General features: G+C 39.5%; 16 protein-coding genes and 1 other annotated feature. Of the genes, 4 read left to right on the top strand and 12 right to left on the bottom strand.

What is annotated here, in order from left to right:
• The first annotated feature begins 39 nt into the window (after window positions 1-39).
• Window positions 40-393, top strand: a complete 354-nt coding sequence (locus KHA88_RS00295; protein WP_213121254.1) for a bZIP transcription factor — start codon at window positions 40-42, stop codon at window positions 391-393.
• A 97-nt stretch (window positions 394-490) separates the two neighbouring features.
• Here the strand turns inward: KHA88_RS00295 and KHA88_RS00290 are convergent, their stop codons facing one another.
• Both KHA88_RS00290 and KHA88_RS00285 read right to left on the bottom strand, forming a co-directional pair.
• Complete coding sequence (locus KHA88_RS00290) at window positions 491-2,110, bottom strand: putative polysaccharide biosynthesis protein (RefSeq protein ID WP_213121253.1); 1,620 nt, start codon at window positions 2,108-2,110, stop codon at window positions 491-493.
• Between the two features lie 319 nt (window positions 2,111-2,429).
• Window positions 2,430-5,546: a S8 family serine peptidase gene (locus tag KHA88_RS00285; protein ID WP_213121252.1), complete on the bottom strand. Its 3,117-nt coding sequence runs from the start codon at window positions 5,544-5,546 to the stop codon at window positions 2,430-2,432.
• 362 nt (window positions 5,547-5,908) lie between these two features.
• Here KHA88_RS00285 and KHA88_RS00280 point away from each other — a divergent pair, with 362 nt between their 5' ends.
• Window positions 5,909-7,171, top strand: coding sequence for a BaiN/RdsA family NAD(P)/FAD-dependent oxidoreductase (locus KHA88_RS00280; protein WP_213121715.1), 1,263 nt, complete (start codon window positions 5,909-5,911; stop codon window positions 7,169-7,171).
• A 57-nt stretch (window positions 7,172-7,228) separates the two neighbouring features.
• Here the strand turns inward: KHA88_RS00280 and KHA88_RS00275 are convergent, their stop codons facing one another.
• From KHA88_RS00275 to KHA88_RS00240, 8 genes are all read right to left on the bottom strand, one after another.
• On the bottom strand, window positions 7,229-7,411 hold the full coding sequence (locus KHA88_RS00275; protein WP_213106673.1) for a sporulation protein Cse60: 183 nt from the start codon (window positions 7,409-7,411) through the stop codon (window positions 7,229-7,231).
• 164 nt (window positions 7,412-7,575) lie between these two features.
• Window positions 7,576-9,969, bottom strand: a complete 2,394-nt coding sequence (locus KHA88_RS21245) for a M14 family metallopeptidase (RefSeq protein ID WP_213097737.1) — start codon at window positions 9,967-9,969, stop codon at window positions 7,576-7,578.
• A gap of 552 nt (window positions 9,970-10,521) precedes the next feature.
• Window positions 10,522-11,412, bottom strand: coding sequence for an ABC transporter permease (locus tag KHA88_RS00265; RefSeq protein ID WP_213121251.1), 891 nt, complete (start codon window positions 11,410-11,412; stop codon window positions 10,522-10,524).
• Window positions 11,405-12,340 carry an ABC transporter permease subunit gene (locus KHA88_RS00260; RefSeq protein ID WP_213121250.1) on the bottom strand — a complete coding sequence of 312 codons (936 nt, stop codon included), beginning with the start codon at window positions 12,338-12,340 and terminating at the stop codon, window positions 11,405-11,407. Before KHA88_RS00260 ends, KHA88_RS00265 begins: the two co-directional genes overlap by 8 nt.
• 130 nt (window positions 12,341-12,470) lie before the next feature.
• The gene (locus KHA88_RS00255) at window positions 12,471-12,785 is read right to left on the bottom strand and encodes a rhodanese-like domain-containing protein (protein ID WP_213097909.1); all 315 of its coding nucleotides are present in this window, start codon (window positions 12,783-12,785) and stop codon (window positions 12,471-12,473) included.
• A gap of 160 nt (window positions 12,786-12,945) precedes the next feature.
• Window positions 12,946-15,363 carry a leucine--tRNA ligase gene (gene leuS / locus KHA88_RS00250; protein WP_213121249.1) on the bottom strand — a complete coding sequence of 806 codons (2,418 nt, stop codon included), beginning with the start codon at window positions 15,361-15,363 and terminating at the stop codon, window positions 12,946-12,948.
• A 62-nt stretch (window positions 15,364-15,425) separates the two neighbouring features.
• Window positions 15,426-15,657 (bottom strand) — a binding site (T-box leader).
• A 94-nt stretch (window positions 15,658-15,751) separates the two neighbouring features.
• A complete protein-coding gene (locus tag KHA88_RS00245) occupies window positions 15,752-16,942 on the bottom strand; it encodes an MDR family MFS transporter (protein WP_213097910.1) in 1,191 nt (396 codons plus the stop codon).
• 156 nt (window positions 16,943-17,098) lie between these two features.
• Window positions 17,099-17,389, bottom strand: a complete 291-nt coding sequence (locus KHA88_RS00240) for a YtzC family protein (protein ID WP_213097741.1) — start codon at window positions 17,387-17,389, stop codon at window positions 17,099-17,101.
• Window positions 17,390-17,578: 189 nt separating this feature from the next.
• Between KHA88_RS00240 and mnmM the strand changes: the two genes are divergently transcribed.
• Window positions 17,579-18,151 (top strand): tRNA 5-(aminomethyl)-2-thiouridylate-methyltransferase MnmM, encoded by a 573-nt coding sequence (gene mnmM / locus KHA88_RS00235; RefSeq protein ID WP_213097742.1) that lies wholly within the window; start codon window positions 17,579-17,581, stop codon window positions 18,149-18,151.
• 24 nt (window positions 18,152-18,175) lie between these two features.
• On the opposite strand, the gene KHA88_RS00230 is transcribed toward mnmM, so the two are convergent.
• Both KHA88_RS00230 and KHA88_RS00225 read right to left on the bottom strand, forming a co-directional pair.
• Window positions 18,176-19,273, bottom strand: a complete 1,098-nt coding sequence (locus KHA88_RS00230; RefSeq protein WP_213097743.1) for a tetraprenyl-beta-curcumene synthase family protein — start codon at window positions 19,271-19,273, stop codon at window positions 18,176-18,178.
• A 20-nt stretch (window positions 19,274-19,293) separates the two neighbouring features.
• Window positions 19,294-20,100 carry an alpha/beta hydrolase gene (locus KHA88_RS00225; protein WP_213097911.1) on the bottom strand — a complete coding sequence of 269 codons (807 nt, stop codon included), beginning with the start codon at window positions 20,098-20,100 and terminating at the stop codon, window positions 19,294-19,296.
• A gap of 541 nt (window positions 20,101-20,641) precedes the next feature.
• Here KHA88_RS00225 and KHA88_RS00220 point away from each other — a divergent pair.
• Window positions 20,642-21,154 carry a gamma carbonic anhydrase gene (locus KHA88_RS00220; protein ID WP_213121248.1) on the top strand — a complete coding sequence of 171 codons (513 nt, stop codon included), beginning with the start codon at window positions 20,642-20,644 and terminating at the stop codon, window positions 21,152-21,154.
• Window positions 21,155-21,161 lie beyond the last annotated feature (7 nt).

The following is a 21,161-nucleotide window of genomic DNA, read 5'->3' as shown; positions in this document are numbered from 1 at the left end:
TGAAATTGCATGGACTTTCGCCAGCAACTGCCTGGAGGTATGTTTCAACCGTTTCCCGGGCAAGAAATGATGCCTAGTCAAATGCCCACCTCATCAGGTACATCGGGCATAGGTAACAGATTAACTCAGTTAGAAAGACAGATTCAGCGTATGGAACGCGAACATGAGCGCTTAAGCCGCCGGTTGACAAATATCGAAAATCAAATGGGCGGCATGGGGCACTCTAGTCATTCAGGGCATACTGGGCATTCAGGCTCAATGGGATATCCCGGACAACCAGGCCAGATGGGCTTCCCCGGGGGAGCTCAGGGATTCCCTGGTGGCGGGACCCAAGGATTCCCTAGCGGCACTGGATTTCCAAACTTTCCGGGCCAGATGGGCTTTCCAGGATAACATTTTTTAGGCGGAAAATAAAAAATGTGTTTTCCGCCTAATTTCCTTATTTAATTCCGGAGCTTCAGCCGTAAAATCAGCCCTCTACAGATTTCCACTAAATACGAAGCTTCTGTTTTATTTTCCCAAGACGGTCACCAAATAGTCTGTCAGCTAAACCTGATTTAAGTCCGAGATATGCATAGACGATGCCGCCAATACCCGCACAAACAATAATTAATAGTACTGATTGCATTCTCGTTTCCGGGCTTAGTAAATATAGAAGCCCTTTATAAGCGAAAAAGACTGGAACGGCCATTAGCACATTAAATATTATGATCAATAGAGATCTTCTTACAACAAGCTTGAATGGGTAATATGCAAAGCGTTTGATCACGAAAAAGTTAATCATTATTGAAACGGTATACCCTAATGCTGTCGCATATACAGCTCCCTCAGTTCCAAATGCTTTTATAAGCGGAATGTTGAGGCTTAGTTTCACCAGCAATCCAGTTAATAAACTTAAAATGGTGTAGCGCTGTTCATTGATTCCTTGTAAAATAGCAGCTGTTACAGCATAAAGAGCGAATAAAATGGAAACCGGTGCGTATGTCCTTAGTACTTGTGCGCCGTATTCATCATAGCCGTAAAAAGCGGTATACATTGGCTCTGCAAGCAAGGCAAGTCCGATCGCAGCAGGCATAGTAATGAATAAAAGCACCTGAAACGTCTGATTAAGCTGGCGAAACATGATTTGCCTGTCTCCTTTTACATACGACTCAGTCACAAGCGGAACTAATGTTAACGCAAATGCCGTTGCAAGGGAAACAGGGATGATAACAAGTTTATGAGTGGTGAAATTTAATATTCCGAGTGAACCGAGCGCTTCAGCCGATTTTCCAGCCTCAGCCATCGCTCTATTAAATGTGATTTGATCGATAAATTGAAAAAGTGGATTCGCAATTCCAACAAGGACGAATGGCAATGCGTAGACGATTATTTCTTTATACATGTCGGAAATCGACACTTCGATTGTCCCTTTATCAAACTCTAAAAGTTCATTAAGGCCACGCTTTCGTTTTTGCCAATACCAAAGCAGGATAATGAGACTTGCGATTCCCCCGATAAAAGCGGCAAATGTTGCTACACTGATTGCCGTAACCACACTGCCTTTTAATACGTACAAAACAACATATGCTCCAGCCAGCAAAAAAGCAATTCTTGCAATTTGCTCTACAACGGTAGAAACCGCTGATGGCCCCATTGATTGATGGCCCTGAAAAAATCCGCGAATCAAGCTCATAATTGGAATAATTATTAAAGCAAAACTGACCGCTCTCATGACCAACGTAACATCTTCAACTGTAAAAGAATGTTCACTATCAGCCCCTCGCAGCACAAGCTCAGCAAACCATGGAGATAAAACATACATAGCTAAAAACGAAAAAATTCCCGTTGCAAGCATGACTACCATACCTGAACGGAATAACCTACGGCCAACCGCATATTCTTCAAGCGCATTATATTTGGATATGTATTTGGAAACAGCGAGCGGCACGCCAGCTGTCGCAATACTGATAAAAATCGTGTACGGCACGTAGCCAAATTGATAAAGAGCGGCTTGTTCCTTCCCACCGATAATCGCATAAAACGGAATAACATAAAGAAGGCCAAGCACCTTCGATAAAATCGTACCCAATGTTAATATGAACGTTCCCCGAATTAATTTAGAAGACATAGAATCTCTAACTCTCCATTATTTTATTATTGAGGATTATTTCCTCTTTTATATGAGTTACTACCGTTATTTAAGGTTTACTACCGATTTTTAATTTTCACTACCGATTGTGAATCATTTACTACCGATTGTTTAGGGCTTACTACCGATTATTGAAATTATCGACCGATACTCTTAAAAAACAGCATCATTATAAAATCAGTTTTTTTTGCAACACTACTTGATAGTGTACAGCTATCGACGGAATTTGACAATGAACAGAGTATGTCCATCATAGAAAAAAGGAAGAGGTCGTGGTGAGGGCCCCTTCCTTTCGTGATTATTTATTCTTCTTGTTATCTTTAGGATTATAACTAGGCTTTTCGGATGGTGAAATTGGCTTTGGTGTGAATCGGTTTTGTTTAATACTGTAAGAGCCATTATCTAAGTCCCATAATGCATAGTAATATTTATTACCTAAATCATCTTTATATTGCAGTTTATAGTAAACATCATCCCAACCCTCTTTATAATTAAATACGTTTTCCCCTTTTTTCAGAGGATACGTTTTCTTATAAACTTCACTATCAGACCAAAAGTCATAAACATATAATGTAGTACTTACCGGCTTATTAACGTTAATTTCAAATTCATATTCGCAATAATATTTGTCCGATCCTATATATGTGTATAAATATTTATGTGAATTAAGCCAAGACGGGTTCTCTTTATTTGTCATCTTGCCATTGACAGTCGTTAAATTTCCTCCTGAGTTTTTAGCTATGATTTTGTACGAATAAGTATTATCCCAAGCATAATCTCTATCTTTATCCAAACCGTCCCATTTAAAAGAATTTATACCAGCTTTGCGTGATTTGTAATTTAAGGTACGTACTTTAGAATTATAACTATCATAAATTTCAACAGTAACATCCGCGTCTTGCGACAATTTATAATATACCTCGCTTGCGTAATCGTAATCGTCATAATAAATATCATAAAACTGTACAACGCCCGGATGCGTAATAACCACTTTCGTCAAAGCCACTGTCATAGCACCAGTATAAGTGCCAGTCAACTTGTATTTATCAACCAAATTGATTTTATATCGGTATTTTCCATCTGCAAGAAGATTACCTGCGTCATCTTTTCCATCCCAAGTAAACTTTTGTGATCCCCCAGCTTTTTGGATGCCAGATTCCACATTTCTCACAACTTTACCATCTTTTAAAATTTGAACCGTTACCTTCCCAGGTTTGCTGATCGAATAAGCATATGATGCATTTCCGGAATTGCGATAATAGAAATCTGCCGTCGATTTAATAGTCGGTTTCTGCCAATCTTGTAAAGAAAATACTTTAGACTTCGCAACAAGTGTGTTTCCAGCGGCATCCTTAACTTCAGCCTCATAGCGATATTTTCCTTCACCAACGTATTTGCCTTTATCATTTTTCCCATTCCAGTTTAATGTAAAAGGGCCTTTGTTGTAAGATTTATTATTCGTGAGTCGCTTAATTTTCACGCCTTTATCAGTCGTTACATAAGCGCTCACCTTAACCGTTTCTTTAACAGTAACTTTTACTCCCGGTTTTGATTTTCCGTCTAGCTTGAACGGTGTCGCTAATACCGAAGTTGCAGCTGTCGGTTTAACCGTGTCGATTTTAATGGACATTGTCTTATTCGCTTCTACTTTATTCGAATCAATTCCTGAAACAGTTAGTTTATAAGTTCCGTCTTTCACCAATTTGCCGTGACTGTTTTTGCCATCCCAAGCAACTGTCCTTTTTCCTGGACTCAAAGACTTATTGTTTAGGATTGTTTTGACAAGCTTATTCTTACTGTCATAAATTTTCGCAGTGACCTTGGCAGTTTTATTAATTTCATAGGAAACAGTCAACTTACTCTTCACTTTTGGTGAGAATATGGCTGATGAACCTATCTTCACAACTAGTTTAATCTTATTGGTTACCTTTATCGTTTTTTTCTTGGTGATAGATTTTTTTCCATTTGATACTTTGCCTACAATTGAAAATGAACCTGATTCTACGAATAGTCCATTATCCTGCTTACCGTCCCAAGCTGTAGAATATTTTCCACCTTTCCAATTTTTCGTTGTAGCAAGCTTTCGAATAGTCTTCCCTTTAGAATTTTGTACATAAACAGATACAGTCGCTCCTTTAGATGCTGTAAAGGTAATATTGTTTTTACTTTTTCCTGTAACCGTGAAATTTGTCGTAGAAAGAGATAGATTAGATATTGGTATAGGTGTTTGTTTTAAAGCCTTATGCGCATTTACCCGTCCATAACCGTAAAAATAATACGAGCCTACATAATCGGCAGAATCTTCCAAAATAGTTTCTACCTGATCTGGACTCAAAATTGGATTCTTGGATAGTACTAACGCAGCAACGCCGGATACAACTGGTGCGGCCATGGACGTTCCATCCATATATGCATAAGTGCTTCCTGATACGGTTGAATAGATACCCTGCCCCGGTGCCGCTAAAGCAATATGGGATCCATAATTTGAAAATGAGGTTATATAATCATTCTGATTAGTCGCACTTATTGCAAGGACCGATGATAATCCCGCAGGATATGCCACCATACTAGTATCATCATTTCCAGCTGCAGCGATAATAATGGCGCCTTTACTTTTAGCATATGCCGTTGCAACATCCATATAATAGCTGTATCCATAGCTGCCGAGACTCATGTTTATTACATCTGCACCTTTGTCTGCAGCGTATACAATGCCTTCTACTATATCGTCTGTATAGGCACTAGATCCATAGAATACGTTAATAGGCATAATCTTAACATTAGGTGCTACCCCTACTACACCTTTCTTATTTATTGATGCTGCAATGGTTCCAGCTACGTGTGTTCCATGTTGTTGGGGAGAACCCCCGGTAATATTTTTTGCGGAAACAATTTTCCCTTTTAAATCTGGATGGTTTGTTTGGACGCCAGTATCTATTACAGCGACCTTGATGGCGGAAGATCCCTTCGTAATATCCCACGCTTTTGGTGCTTGAATCTTTTTCAAGTGCCATTGACTTTTATATCCAGGGTCACTAGGGGTATAAGCTTTTGTTATTTCATAATTTGGCTCAACAAATTCTACTTTTTTATTTTTAAGTAATTTCTCGGCTATGGTAACAAGCTTTGGACTATCTGGAACTGATACGAGAGAAAATTCCCCGTTAAGTAACTGTGAAACCTCTTTGCCTTTTATGTTCTGTAAAATCTTCTTTTTCTGCGCCGAAGTTACAGATGATTTGAACTTAACAATTAACTCATTGCTTTTGTATTCCTGCTTGTCATCAAACAGGATATTCGTACTAAATTTGGAAATCTCCGGTTCAACCTGAATTTCCTCTGCTGAAACAATAGATACAGATAGGAAGAAACTAAATAGAACTAATAGAAATGGTGCTGCAAGCCTGTGCCTCATGGCCTTCCTTCCTCTCGCAAAAAATATGAATCTATTATAAATATCGGTTAAATTCATATTTTTTATAGTTTATGGAACGCTGAAATCGAAGATAACGCTATTTACAGACATTACTGTTCTTCTATTTCCTCCTTGTTTATCTATCCAATCTGATATAATAGATTAATTTTATCCTCAACCTTTTTTCCCCGGTAAATTGTTTATCTATCATTATTCTAATCTATTTACGGCAGGAAATATATATATAATCTTTTGAATTTACTGGATATAATTTCATGCGATTACAATTCCAACAACGTTTGCTTTTCATCCATACTAACTTTAAAATAAATAGACTAAATAGACAGCAAGGTGTGGAACGGATTATGTATGATGTGATTATTATTGGCGGTGGACCTTCAGGTTTGATGGCGTCCATTGCAGCTGCTGAAAATAAAGCGAAGGTATTGTTAATCGATAAGGGAAATAAGCTCGGCAGAAAATTAGCGATATCCGGAGGTGGGCGCTGTAACGTTACAAATCGGCTGCCTATTGATGAAATCATCCGCCATATCCCCGGAAATGGACGTTTTCTGTATGGTGCATTCTCTGTTTTTAATAATGAAGATATCATTCGTTTTTTTGAAAACCTCGGCATTGAACTGAAAGAGGAAGATCATGGTCGAATGTTTCCCGTGTCTGACCGTGCCCAATCTGTTGTCGATGCACTGCTTACACGCATGGAGGAACTTGGTGTTGAGGTACGGGTCAACAGTCCTGTAAAAGATGTTTTATATCATGAACATCAGACAGCTGGAGTTCTACTCGAATCCGGTGAAAAAATTAGTAGTAATGCTGTTGTCATTGCATCGGGCGGAAAATCGGTACCTCATACAGGCTCAACCGGGGATGGTTTTCCTTGGGCTGAGGCTGCTGGACATACGATTGCCGAGTTATTTCCAACAGAAGTTCCGGTAACATCCGCGGAATCCTTTATTAAGGAAAAAACATTACAAGGACTATCTTTACGTGACGTTTCATTGAGTGTTTTGAATCCAAAGGGAAAACCGCTCATCACTCACCGAATGGATATGATTTTTACCCATTTCGGCATCTCAGGACCTGCAGTTCTTAGGTGTAGCCAGTTTGTCGTAAAGGCACAGAAAAAATGGGATTTGGACGAAGTTACCGTTTCACTAGATGCGTTACCTGACCGCCAACAAGAAGAATTATTTCAGGAACTCCAGAAAACGATGAAAGAAGATGCGAAAAAAGCAGTTAAAAATGCAATAAAAGGGATTGTACCAGAGCGCTATTTATTGTTTTTACTTGAAAGAAGCAATATTGACCCAAGTGCTCTTTGCGCATCTATCTCCGCCGAGAAATTACGGAGATTTACTGAATCGTGCAAACAATTTCGCTTTGCAGTTAACGGAACATTACCGCTAGAAAAAGCATTTGTGACTGGCGGCGGCGTCTCTGTAAAAGAAATTGAACCGAAAACAATGGCTTCAAAGCTCATGTCAGGACTGTATTTCTGCGGGGAAGTATTGGATATTTACGGCTACACAGGCGGTTATAATATTACTTCAGCATTAATTACGGGAAGATTGGCTGGGGCTAGTGCTGCACTATTTAAAGGTTAATTTAAAAGAAGAAACTGTCCTTTGATGACTGGACGGTTTCTTCTTTTTTTATCAGTATCATTTCACATACAAAACCATCGCGCTAAAACAGTAAACTTGATCCGCTTCCGCTTCACCGATGGCAGCGACATGATATTTTACATCTATGATATTCCTATCCTCCATATCGCTTAAAAATTCGTTCATGTTTTCTTCTAAGTCCTGCTCGTGCTCACAATCAAACAATTTCACTTGAACCATAGCATTCACCCCTTGGGACTTTTTTAATAGATTGCCCAAATTCTTTTGGATTTATACACCAAATCACAATATTCAAAATAATCGATTGCTAACATGACATGAAAAAACATAGTCGTGAACAAACAAAGAACTGACCTTAAGGCCAGTTCTCCCCTTCCTTTTTCTTACTTAATTGTAATATTAACTGAATTATAATTTTTTCCATTCCCAATGGGATTATAGTTTTTCTCAATATTGCCTGCTGCATCTACCGCAAACCAATTAATAGTAGTTGTCTTGTTTATCCGAAGAGATTCCGCAAATTCCCTTGTACCGCTTAACCTAATTTTTTCCGATTCGAAAGTTGGGCGGCTGCCATCGAGTGTGTAATAGATGGTAGCTGGTTCACTCGCTTCAAGTTTCACGTCAATGGGTCCCGTATATTTACCGCTTCCTGGAACTGCTTTTGAGGATGGCCTTTGATGGTCTTTAGCATGATTATAAGCTACCTTAATCATGCCAATTAAACCGTTGGCAAACTCCATTGCTTCTTCATGGCCTTCTTCAAAGCCAGGCTGGAATCCTACTGCAGTCCATCTGTTCGTTTCTTTATTCCAAAGATCCGCACCCACCTCGAAATTCCAGGCGTAAATGCCTTTTTCATACCATAAATAATCTGCTGAGTTTCCAGCCGCAGAATAAAGAACGTCTGGAATCGGGCCTGTCCTACTCGGAAGGATGACAGTACCCCGATGATCTTGGATATCATTTAAAATTTGGTCTGATGCCGCCCAATAGAATGCTTCTTCACCGGCTGATGGCCGTGGGAGCGTGTTACGCTGAGCGTCATAAGCGCCAGGTGACCACATAAAATATCCACCGTAGCTATGAATGTTCATTGCAAACTTAATATTTGGGTTTTTATCTGCCAGCCATACAAGGTTCTTGGCTTCTGGCTCGGAATTTTCAAACGGGCCAGCATACGTATCACTCGTACAGCTTGTCGAAGCACCGATATAACCATCAAAAACGGAACCAACAGAATGGTTTCGATTTAAATCTACTCCCCAGTTGTTACGATATCCCGGATCGGAAGCGTTTGGACCACAGTGATTTGTCATATTTCTACGCTGCATATTATAGTCGTAGAAACTATAATGGGCACCGTCAGGATTCACTGATGGGACTAAGAAAATATCAAGATTATTTACTAATTGCTTTGTTTCACCATCATGGCCGTAGTTTCTCAATAGCCGTTCTGCTGTTTCGATTGTTACAAGCGGCGTTACCCACTCGCGTGCATGTTCTTGTGAGTAGCCTAGTACTCCGGGCTTGGATCCGTCACGATGCTTCCCAATCCGGATTGCTTTTACTGTAAACGGATCACGAGAAATATGATTTGGTGCCTTTAAATTATCTGTTAACACCACATTAGCAGGGGCAACTATTCCGGTACCGCCATTCCCCCGGTATGTAGTTGCGGAAACTAAGCTACTTGCTTCGGAATTAAGAGCCGCTACTACTTGAGAAGCTGTACTCGTTGTGCCTCCGCTAGAGTTAGTAGCCAATTCGACAACGATATTCTTCCCATCAACAGAAACTTTTAGCGATGAATTGTTTTTATTAGGATTTTTGAAAACAACGGAAATATCGTTTCCACCTTCATGTCCCCATGCTTTAGATGTGACGACAACTGCTGAAGTTGTCACACTTCCCATTGTTGCTTGTGCATGGCGTCTATATCCATTCGTTTTGTTTGGCATGTCGATGATTTCAACAAGATCAGGAAATTCTTTAACCAGTTTTTCAGCACGTTCATACAATTCAGTCGGGTCCATATAATGGTCGACAAAATCCTTTACATAGTGTTTTTTTGGATTGCCGGGTTTATCGTCACCAAGCCATTCTGTTACTGCCTGACTCGATGTTCCTCCTAAATTACTGTTAATTGTAACGCTTTTAGGTTTACCATCAATCGGCAATAGTAAATAGTGATACAAATACTCACCATAATCCACTTTTCGTGATAGTGTAGCAGACTTGTCTACACCATTCTCATTCCATAATGCTGTTAATGCCGTGCTTGATGTTATTCCGGCGGTAGATTTAGCTTCGATGTAAAGGAAGTCTCCTGATTGATTTGTAAAATAATTCGCACGAAGGATTTGAATTTTATCTTCTGCTGCTGATACTTGAGATTGTTGCTGTATTGCTGATCCTCGTTCTGCCGTTCTTTCCTGCCATTGCTGTTCATTAATCAGTGTGTTCTTTACAGTAATTCCCTTTACTTTTAACATTGCGATCTCTGATGGGGTAACTACAGCATCCACTTCCCATACCCCATCATGTTCATGAACCCTATGCGCAAGATCGATGTCAAGTTCCATCAATGTATCCAACGCTTTTTGATTCGGCACATGTAGTTGTACAATAGAAGCTGACTCCTCTTTGGCAATTGGTTCGGGAACTTGTTCCACGGCTGATATTGACGTACTGAAGCCGGGGTACACGGTAGAAATGACAAGTCCTGAAAGAGCGATCAAACCGAGTAAACTGCTTTTCCATTTCTTTTTTTCCACTAGCAAAACACCTCCCCTATTAATAGAGTCAGTATAAGCTTTTAAATTCCAGCCAACTGTCGAATGATTGGGAAGTATTAAAAATGAGTCTTTACTCTCTTAAATTTTATGAAAAGCTATGTAAACATGATTATTTTTAATTAAAAGGAACTAATGGTTTTCAGCAATTCTGATTACTATATGTTTAACACTAGGTTAAAAGTTTTATTATATGTTGGGGGAAATCTTTAAAACGAATCGAAAATAGTCTGATTTTAAGGGATTTTGATGAAAGAAATTTGATTAAAAAAACGACTATTCGAAAATAGTCGCATCAGATTGTCGACAAAAGGCATTAGGATTGATCTTCTTCCCAATGCCTTTTACGATTTTCAGATGATTTTTACCTGATTCGAGGGATTTCGGTGAAAATACTGTTCTTCGAGCAGCTCTCTTTATGTCCTTTTCCATGTCAATCTGGCAAGCCTCTTGAGATTCATTGGAGCAAAAGTCAGCATCGCCTGCATGGACAATTTTTTAAGACCTCTTAACGTTGTCCAACGTTTCATAACTTTAAGTTAAATGACGATTGAAATATATTCTTAATCCCTCACCTAACATATTAAATGTCAAAATCATATAAGTTAAAGCCAATGCCGGGAAAAATGGAATCCAAAATGCGCTTCTAATATCTTTTCTCGTATCTGTCATGATTGATGGCCAATCTAAACTAGAATTGACGATCTCGCTATACCCATAATTCACTTGAATTAATTCTTGCTTAAGGAAAATATTCAGGATTGCGAGCTGTCCAATTAGAAGAGTTACACGCCCTACATCAATACAAAAATTTGTAATGATTTCAGGTGCTAAGTTTGGTAAATAATGATTTTTAAGCATGGAAAATGGCTTTACACCTATCGTTTTCGCCGTTTCAATAAACGCCTTTTTTGATAATTGATTCGATTGTTGCTGGACAATTTGACTCACCCGCCCTACATCGAATAAAGCGATAATAAGGAATGCCCATATCAATCGATCTTTACTATACAGCAAAAAAGGTAGATTCAATATAATAATAATCAATAAATTACTAGGAAGACTAGAAAATACTTTATCCCATCCTTGAATAATCCAAGAAACTATTCCTTTCTTTTTATAACCAAACATTCCTAGAGGAACAGCAATTGCATATCTAAGTAAAGCAATACCAATAATAAATACAATTGTATTTTTCGCCCCTAATATAAGCATACTGAACAAGTCTCTTCCATCTCGATCTGAACCCAAAATATATCGTTCAGAGGGTGAAAAGGGCGCAGTCTCTATTTTTCCTTTTTCAGGATAGTATAACCGCTTTGCTTCTAGCTCCGTATCAACAAATGGTAAATAAGGTCCTGCAAACATAATAAAAAAAAGGACTGCCGACAGAATTAATCCGACAATTAAAGGTTTATTATTCATTTGCGATACTCCTATCAAGCCCTAAACTTTTTCTAGTAATGAAGGCCACCATTTGCGCAAACATCACCGTTCCCATAAAACAAACGGTTGCGCCGAGAATCATTGCCGGTTCGAAAGACCTCTGCCCTCCACCAATACTTGTAAAAATCTCTAAGGAAAAAAACATTCGATAGGCAATACCTTCGTAGGCAAATAAATACTCAGCCATAATTAAACTAGATAATATGTAAACCATTAATGGCGTAATATGCGCTAAAATTGTTTGCATACAATTTTTCAACATATGTTTATAAACGATTATTCGTTCTTTCAATCCTTTTGAACGCGCCACTTGAATATATTGTTGACCATCTTCGTTCACTAAAGCTGCAAATGTAATTCTGGCTATGTATAACGCTGGATAAATCGCCACAATAATTCCAATAAAGATAAAGTTATACCAAGTTGAGTTACTGAATACCCTCAATGAAGGGATCATTGCAAGGGCCAGCCATTGAATGGAGAGAATGACAAAGAAGTCCGGGATTGATTGGAAAAGCCAAGTCGATCCATTACCTAAGAAGTTCAGTTTGCTCATTCGATATCGGTAGTCGAACACTCCTTTTAATATACCCGCAATAATACTGAAGAAAAAAGCAACTAATATCACTTTTGCACTTCTCGGGAAGTATGTCTTGATTTCATCTTCAACTAAAACTCCATCGTAACGGGTTACTCCTAGTGTTCTATGTTCAGTAATGCTCAAATAAAATACCTTAAGATTATAAATATACGTTTCTGGATGGAAATCGTATGTCAATATAGGTGTAGAGGCCTTTCCTTCATAAGAGACGGTAGGATTATTCGGAAAAGCCAGGATAAAAATAAGTATGATAAAAACAAGAAAATAGAGAGCTAACATTTTTAAGCCCCCAAAAATAAGATCCAATCTATTCCCCCCTCAATCTCCAACATTTCCCTTTCATTATATTCCATTTATTCACAATTGTATATACACTTACGTTTTACGACAATAATAAACGACCTTCGTATAACATCGAAGGTCGTTCTTAAATATATTATCGTTTTGGTTCCTGCGGTCCAGTCCATTCGAGCATACCGCCGACCATATTTTTCACATTCAATCCTTGTTCCATTAAGTATTCGCAAACTCTTCCGCTGCGTCCGCCCGATCTGCAAACAAGTATATATTCATTGTCACGATTTAATTGATCAAGCTGATCTGGAATCTCTCCCATCGGTATATGAACTGCTTTTGGAATCATTCCTTCTGCAACCTCATCATCCTCACGGACATCAATTAAATGTAGATTTTTCCCCTCACGGAGCTGATTCTTCACTTCTTCAGGTGTTATCGTTTTGATTTCTTCCACACGCGTCACCCCTTCTACTGATTTAACAATTTCTATTATAACAAAACATGATGGCAAAAATAACTGATCCAACTTAGACTTACATACTCATTCATATTTTGGCGAGATGATGGATTAAGCTCATATTGAAAAAACCCCCGTAAACGGAGGTTTTTCTTGCTTAATTTGCTACAATATTCACCAATTTCCCTGGAACGGCAATCACTTTACGGATGGTTTTTCCTTCAATCATTTCTTTTACCTTATGATCATCCATAGCAAGTGCCTCAAGCTGATCGCGCGTTGTGTCCCGAGCGATGACCATTTTGGATCGGACTTTTCCATTAATTTGAACAACGATTTCAACTTCATCATCGACAAGTTTTGCCTCGTCATAAACTGGCCACGCCTCGTAGGACAATGTGTTTTCGTGGCCTAATTTTGCCCAAAGTTCTTCAGAAATATGCGGGCAAATCGGCGCTAGCAATTTTACAAAGCCTTTAATATATTCTTTCGGAAGGGTTTCCGCTTTATATGCTTCATTAATAAAAACCATCAACTGGGAAATAGCAGTGTTGAAGCCAAGCGTTTCGTAGTCTTCCGTCACTTTTTTCACAGTTTGATGATACACCTTTTCAAGCTCCGTAACGGCGCCTTCACGGATTTTCTCAGTCAAGCTACCGTCTTCTTCATTCACAAGCAAGCGCCAAACACGATCGAGGAAACGACGAGCTCCATCAAGACCTGTTGTTGACCAGGCAATGGAAGCATCAAGCGGCCCCATGAACATTTCGTATAGGCGTAGCGTATCTGCTCCATGACTTTCGACAATTTCATCCGGGTTAACAACATTACCTTTTGATTTACTCATCTTTTCATTGTTTTCACCAAGGATCATCCCTTGGTTAAATAGTTTCTGGAATGGTTCCTTCGTTGGTACAACACCAATGTCGTATAAAAACTTGTGCCAGAAACGTGCATACAGCAAGTGAAGGACGGCGTGTTCTGCACCACCAATGTAAATGTCGGTAGGAAGCCATTTTTTCAATAGCTCCTCATCTGCCAACGCTTCTGTATTATGCGGATCAATATAGCGTAGGTAGTACCAGCAGCTTCCTGCCCATTGTGGCATCGTGTTTGTTTCGCGACGCCCTTTTTTCCCAGTTTCCGGATCTTCAACATTTAGCCAGTCAGGAATATTGGCAAGCGGTGATTCACCTGTTCCCGATGGTTTAATTTGATCAGTTACCGGAAGAATGACTGGAAGCTGATCTTCTGGAACAGCAGTCATCGTGCCGTCTTCCCAATGGATGATTGGTATCGGCTCTCCCCAATAACGCTGGCGGCTGAATAGCCAATCACGAAGACGGTATGTCACTTTTTTCGTTCCGGCACCTTCTTTTTCAAGCCAATTGATCATAGCAGAAATGGCCTCTTCTTTATTCAACCCATCTAGGAAACCAGAATTAACATGCATTCCGTCGCCCGTATACGGGGCTTCTTCAATGTTTCCACCTGCTACGACTTCTTTGATTTCTAGACCAAATTTTTCGGCAAACTCATAGTCACGCTCATCATGCGCAGGAACTGCCATAATTGCGCCCGTACCATAGCTCATTAATACATAGTCTGCAATCCAGATGGGCATTTTTTCACCATTCACAGGATTAACTGCATATGCACCTGTAAAAACACCTGTTTTATCCTTTGCAAGATCCGTTCTTTCCAAATCGCTTTTCGATTTGATTTTTTCAATATATGCTTGCACATCAGCTTGCTGCTCAGCTGTCGTAATTTTATCTACAAATGGATGTTCAGGAGCAAGCACTGCATATGTGGCACCAAAAAGCGTATCTGGACGAGTGGTGAAAACGGTGAATGTTTCATCATATCCATCGATGCCAAATGTCACTTCCGCGCCTTCAGAGCGGCCAATCCAGTTTCGCTGCATATCTTTAATGCTTTCAGGCCAATCCAGTTCTTCCAAATCATCAAGCAAACGATCTGCATATTTCGTAATTCTTAAAATCCATTGTCTCATCGGACGACGCTCGACGGGATGTCCGCCGCGTTCGCTCTTTCCATCGATGACTTCTTCATTGGCAAGTACCGTACCAAGTGCCGGACACCAATTCACAGGTACTTCATCCACATAGGCAAGCCCTTTTTCAAACAGCTTTAGGAAAATCCATTGTGTCCATTTGTAATAGCCAGGATCGGTCGTATTGATTTCACGGTCCCAATCATAGGAAAAGCCAAGTGATTTAATCTGTCTTGTAAAGGTTTCGATATTATGCTGCGTAAATTCGGCAGGGTCATTTCCAGTATCTAGCGCATATTGCTCTGCAGGAAGGCCGAATGCATCCCAGCCCATCGGGTGAAGGACATTATACCCTTGCATCCGTTTCATTCGCGAAAGAATATCCGTTGCCGTGTATCCTTCAGGATGCCCAACATGCAAGCCTGCGCCAGATGGATATGGGAACATATCCAGTGCGTAAAACTTTTCACCTTCACCATAGGCATCCGTTTTAAATGTTTTATTTTTCTCCCAATATTGTTGCCACTTTTTTTCAATTTCATTGTGTCTAAAACTCATGATTGTAAACCTCCTACAACTTTTTAAAAAACAGAAAAACCCCTCATCCCAGAAAAATTCTTTCTTGGGACGAGAGGTTTCGATTCTCCCGCGGTACCACCCACATTAGTGCACATGCACTCGCTTCGTTCATCCTTAACGCGGAAAACGGCATGGACTACAGGGATTTCTAAAAATCCGTTCACGCATGCAACTCGAAAGGCGAGTTCATGATTTCACCCGATTGGCTCGCACCTGCCGCCAACTCTCTAAAACGGGCTGTCACCATTACTATTCCTTTGTTTACGTTTCATTTATTTATTAATGATATTTCCAATTGTAATCAACTTTATACATTCTTTCAAGCCTAAATGTAAAAAATGATCTGCAGTTTCACCCTGATTAGGGATTAAGAACTTTTTGTCGCCTGTTCTTGGTTAGCATTTTTCAATGGAACATCATAAAAATAAGCCAAAATCAATGCGATGACAAGCAGCACCATCAAGAACCCGAATAGTATCCCCATGCCATACAAATCGACAAGCACGCCTCCAAGTACGGGGCCTATCATTCTCCCACCTGTTGCCGTGCTATTTACAATCCCCTGGTAAAAGCCTTCTCTTCCCCTCGGAGCTAACCTGTCAGCAACTGTAGGAACAACTGGCCAAACAAGCATTTCACCAATTGTTAATATGATCATTGCGGCAAGAAATCCTTTAAATTCACTAGAATACCCAGCAACTCCAAATGAAATAATAAAAATGACGAAGCCCGTCATAATCTGCCCCTTTAATCGGTCGCTGTATTTTCGAAGCACCCATTGTAAAAGCGGTTGGGCTAGAACAATTAATGCTCCATTAACTGTCCATAACACGCTATATTGTTTTAATGATATATTCACTTCTTGGGTGTAAGCGGCGATTGTTGATTGCCACTGAACATACCCAACCCAGCCTAATAAATAGGCTCCGCACAAAATCATGAGAGCATAAAATTTATGTTTATTCCGAAGTGGTTTCCGTTCTTGTATTACGTTTGTCGGGCTAATTTGACTTCCTGCCATATTCCTATAGCCAAACAAAGCGATAAAAAGAAAAGCGATGAACATCAGTAAATTAGCGAGAAAAATATAGTTAAAGGAATAGAAAGCGACAAATCCACCCAATGCCGAACCAATCGCTACACCAGCATTTTGGGCAACGTAAACGGCGTTAAAAGCTTTTCTCCCACCATCCTTCCAAACCGAACCCGCCATTGCATACATAGAAGGAAAAATAATTCCGCTTCCGAGACCAATAAATATTAAAAAGAAGACGTAATGAGGCCAGCCATGCCATAAAGTCAAACCAAATAAAGCTAAAACTGAAATAGTAATTCCTAGCAAAATTGATCGGTAGCCACCAATTTTATCGTAGAGGAATCCTCCCCACAAGTTTCCAACCACACTCGCACCTGAATTTAACATTAAGACAATTCCAGCAACAGATAATGATTTTCCTAAGTGATCATGTATATAAATCGCATTAAGCGGCCATAAAAAAGAAGCTCCTGTTACATTCACAAGCATCCCGATGATTAATAGCCATAAGGCTTTCGGCATGTTTTCCAGCACCCTTTCCAAACGATATTTCATAAACACTAAGCAATTTTATTCCTTTTGGTAAAAGGGCGCAAGAGAATAATGGATAAAAGTGAATTCAGTTAATTAGGATCAGGCACTTTGAAGACAAACCTCAAAGTGCCTGATTGAAACAAGTTAATGCCAAGTGCTGTAAAGTGGGTGGTCATGGTCTAGGAGAATCATTTTGTTCTGCAGCTGCTGAACCTTCAAACCAACACGATAAAGCTGTTCACGCTGCTGTGCATTAGAGCTATCAGCCAGCTTTTCAAGCTCTTGTGCCGCTGCTTCCAATTGTCCCTGTGCATCGCTGAATTCTACATCATGGTAATGTTCCTGCCGGCTTCCCAAAGTATATTGCTCCTCAGCATTGAGAATGGCTGATTCCACACGATTAATGCAGTCTTCGATCGATTGACGCGTCGCCATTAACGTCCACCTCACATCTGCGATTTTGAACCTTGTTTTAAATCAATCCCTAAACATGGTTCATCTTTAGTGTGTTCTCAAATGGGGACGTCTATGTTACAATTTTTGAAGAAAAGTGGAAGCTTTTAATCTTGGCAGCGACTAAGCAAGATTGGATCCTTTTTTGACAGAACGTGAGGAGATTGAAACATGGGTTTACAGCGGGTACTTTCTTTCGCACGAACATTGCTCGAACGAGCCGTAAAGCCAGAAGACGCCGTCGTTGATGCGACCGTTGGAAATGGGCATGATACAGTTTTCCTAGCTCAACTTGTTGGAGAACAAGGCCGAGTGTATGGATTTGATATTCAAACAGAAGCAATCGAACAAACAAAACTAGCTCTTGAATCCAAAAATCTAATGGAACGTGTTTCTCTTTATGATAGTGGACATGAAAGTTTATTGGAGACAATCCCATTTGAAGAAAAAGGTAAAATTACCGGTGCGATTTTCAATCTCGGATATTTGCCCGGAGGAGATAAATCAATTGTAACTCATGCTGAAACAACGATTTCCGCAATAGAACAGTTGCTTGAACTAATGCCAAAAGGTGGCATCGTTGTCCTCGTTATTTACCACGGCCATGCCGCAGGTGCTATTGAACGGGATGCTTTACTTGATTATGCAATAAATCTACCGCAGGAAAAGGTCCATGTTCTTCAGTACGGTTTTATAAACCAAAAAAATAATCCGCCCTTTATTTTGGCGATTGAAAAAAAATAACATGCTTACTCTCGCATGTTATTTTTATCTTTGAGGAGCCAAAAACTTTGCAGATCCAGCCAAAAGATTTTGAACTCTTCGATAAGCACGGCCATTCCAATAAAAAAAGTAACTGATTGCTCCGCCCCGCTTCATCATTTTTTTCGCAATGGACCTCACATCCTTTTGCTCATTCACTTTATTATCGGACAAGTAAACACCGAGCAGTCCGCGGTTAATCAGCTTATGAAATTTTGTATCAGGCAAATGCTTCGTATGTCTGTCGGCTTCATCTAAAAAATGAATAAATCGTTTAAGCATTTGCTCTTCATTTTCATAATAAAAACAGAAGTTCAGATCACCACCAGCACGGTCCTCATCCTGGTCGATAAAATAATCAAGTAATATATGCAATCCCTGTATATATGGAAAATAACCTTCCCGGATCTTTTCCGCATGCTTTTCTTCAAAATCTTTCCTTAACGCATAGGAAATGAGGCAAAAAATTCCTAGTGTAGAACCAGAACAGGCTGAAAATTCATGCCAATCCATATCTGGCAGCATGCTTTTATTTTGGGCGAACCATTTCATTAAGCGTTCTTCTCTTTCTTCCGTACAAACGTGTTTATGTATTTGCAGATCACAATAATATTGGCATAATTCAAGTAAAAATGGCTTAACCGCTTCGTAATGAGGGACTTTTTTCAATACAGACTGGCAAGTTTCAACAAGATCCTCCAAATATCCACCATCATCTCTATCATCCCTAAAACGGTAATACTGTTTCGGAATGGAACCGATAGACAAGGCATCTTTCATCGATTCATGCAAGGCCGCAAAATCTTCGGGATCAAGGGAAGTACTTCGATCACAAAGGTTGTCCAAGTAATCGCTGATTGTTTGATAAGCGACAATAAACTTGATCGCTGCCTTTTTTTGGTCCAAAGCGGTTAAGGCCATAATTGCTCCACCCTCACAGTGAAACGTCTTATGTTCAATACTTGCCAATGCCTGCTGCCTTAGTTCGGCATTAGGGATTCCTTCCGCTCTGCTTCTCCAATATGATAATTCCTTATGGACGACAGGCATAATTTTTCTATACACTTGATTCATCAATGAAATAGGATGCGAAGGTAAACTCATCTTGATATCACCTCAATTTTTTAGTCATAAATATAACCTAGAATACGGAGTCTTGTTTCAGCAAAGCTTTTAGCATAGTCGAAAATGATGTCTCTTTCTGGCTCATTAAAAATTTCATGGTAGTTATTTGGCCATTCCTTATAAATTTTTTCAGTAATATCCACTTGATTAAACCAGCTTCTGACATCTATTTTATTTACAATCTTATCATCTCCACCTTGAAGAACCAAAAGAGGAACATCAGGAAAGTCTGAAATATTTGTGAATGCTTCTTTCATCGCTTTTAAAAGCTCCCTATACCATCGTACGGACACTTTTGTTACATATAAACTATCATTAAGGGCTCTGTTCTTTTCATCGTCACTTCTTGTGATCATATCAATAGTTAAGTTACTATTTACTTTTAACTCCGGCATAATCCAATTTAAGCCAACGGACAAAGCGTTAAGTGGAGTAGGCGGGTATTCTACCAGTCCGAAACATGGAGATGATAAAATCACTCCATCTATATTCATTTCTGCAGTTTGCATTAATCGGATGGCTGCTAGCCCACCCATGCTATGCCCTAGTAAAAACACCGGTAAAGCGTACATATTCGCTTCTTCCACCCAAGTTTTTATCTCTTGTATATATTCATCAAATGAATCAATATGTCCTCTTTGTGATCTAGTAGTCAGTCCCTGTCCCGGCAAATCACCCATAATGACATGAAAGCCGTTTAATCGCCACATCTCAATCAGCCATCCATACCTTCCATGGTGTTCCATAGCACCATGCACAATAACTATTACTGCTTTTGCACTCTCAAAAGTTTCCCACTTTCGCATCCGACCAACTCCTTGTACAGTTAATATAATCTCGGCATTCACCGAGTCATATGGTACAAGATTTTCTTGTGCCATATTTTTTATACTCCTCCTACTTTTAATAGGGGGATAGCTCACCTTTTTTTACACACGTGTACGTCTACCACCGTTGATTTCCGTTCCAGGCGCACGCCCCGCGGAAAGCGAGCAACTGTAGCGGAAATCAACCACGCACTACCTTGGTAAAGCAAGATGTTTTCAAAAAAACCCTTTTTAAAAAATAAATTTGTGACGCTCCTTTGGCATGTTGTTTTTTTTTGGAAAAAGTTTTGAAAGTGAATACCAATTTTTCAATAAAACTTAATTCCCAGTAGGTTTTTGGAAATCCGGGCAGATTTACGCCACGAAATTCCGAGAGTCTATACTTATTCTACCCATTTTCAAGGCTATGAAAGACGATTAACCTTTATTCTCGAAATTAAATGGGAATTTCCACATAAACCGTATTTTTTTGTTAAACTACTAACAAGGCAACGACATAGAAAGAGAGTTGAAATTCACAATGGCGATATACCCTTACAATGGAAAAAAACCTGAAATTGCTTCATCTGTTTTTATTGCTGATTTTGTGACAGTTACAGGTGATGTGAAAATAGGCGAGGAATCAAGTGTTTGGTACAATAGCGTAATCCGTGGAGATGTAGCACCAACGATTATCGGCAGGAAAGTGAATATCCAAGATAACTCCGTTTTGCATCAAAGCCCTGGAAACCCACTTATCATCGAAGACGAGGCAACGATTGGTCATCAAGTTATTTTACATAGCTGCGTAATCAGAAAAAAAGCACTTATTGGAATGGGCTCGATCATCTTGGATGGAGCTGAAATTGGCGAAGGAGCATTCATTGGAGCAGGAAGTCTTGTTCCCCAAGGAAAAACGATTCCCCCAAACACATTGGCTTTTGGAAGACCTGCCAAGGTGGTTCGCGAATTGACTGAAGAAGATATAAAAGATATGGAGCGAATTTCGAGAGAATATGCTGAAAAAGCCCAGTACTATAAATCAATTCAGTAGATAAAAT

Origin of the sequence: Lederbergia citrea, from assembly GCF_018343525.1 — a bacterium.
Lineage (GTDB): Bacteria > Bacillota > Bacilli > Bacillales > Bacillaceae_C > Lederbergia > Lederbergia citrea.
Note: the sequence above shows the minus strand (reverse complement) of the source record. Positions and strands in the feature narration are given on the sequence as shown.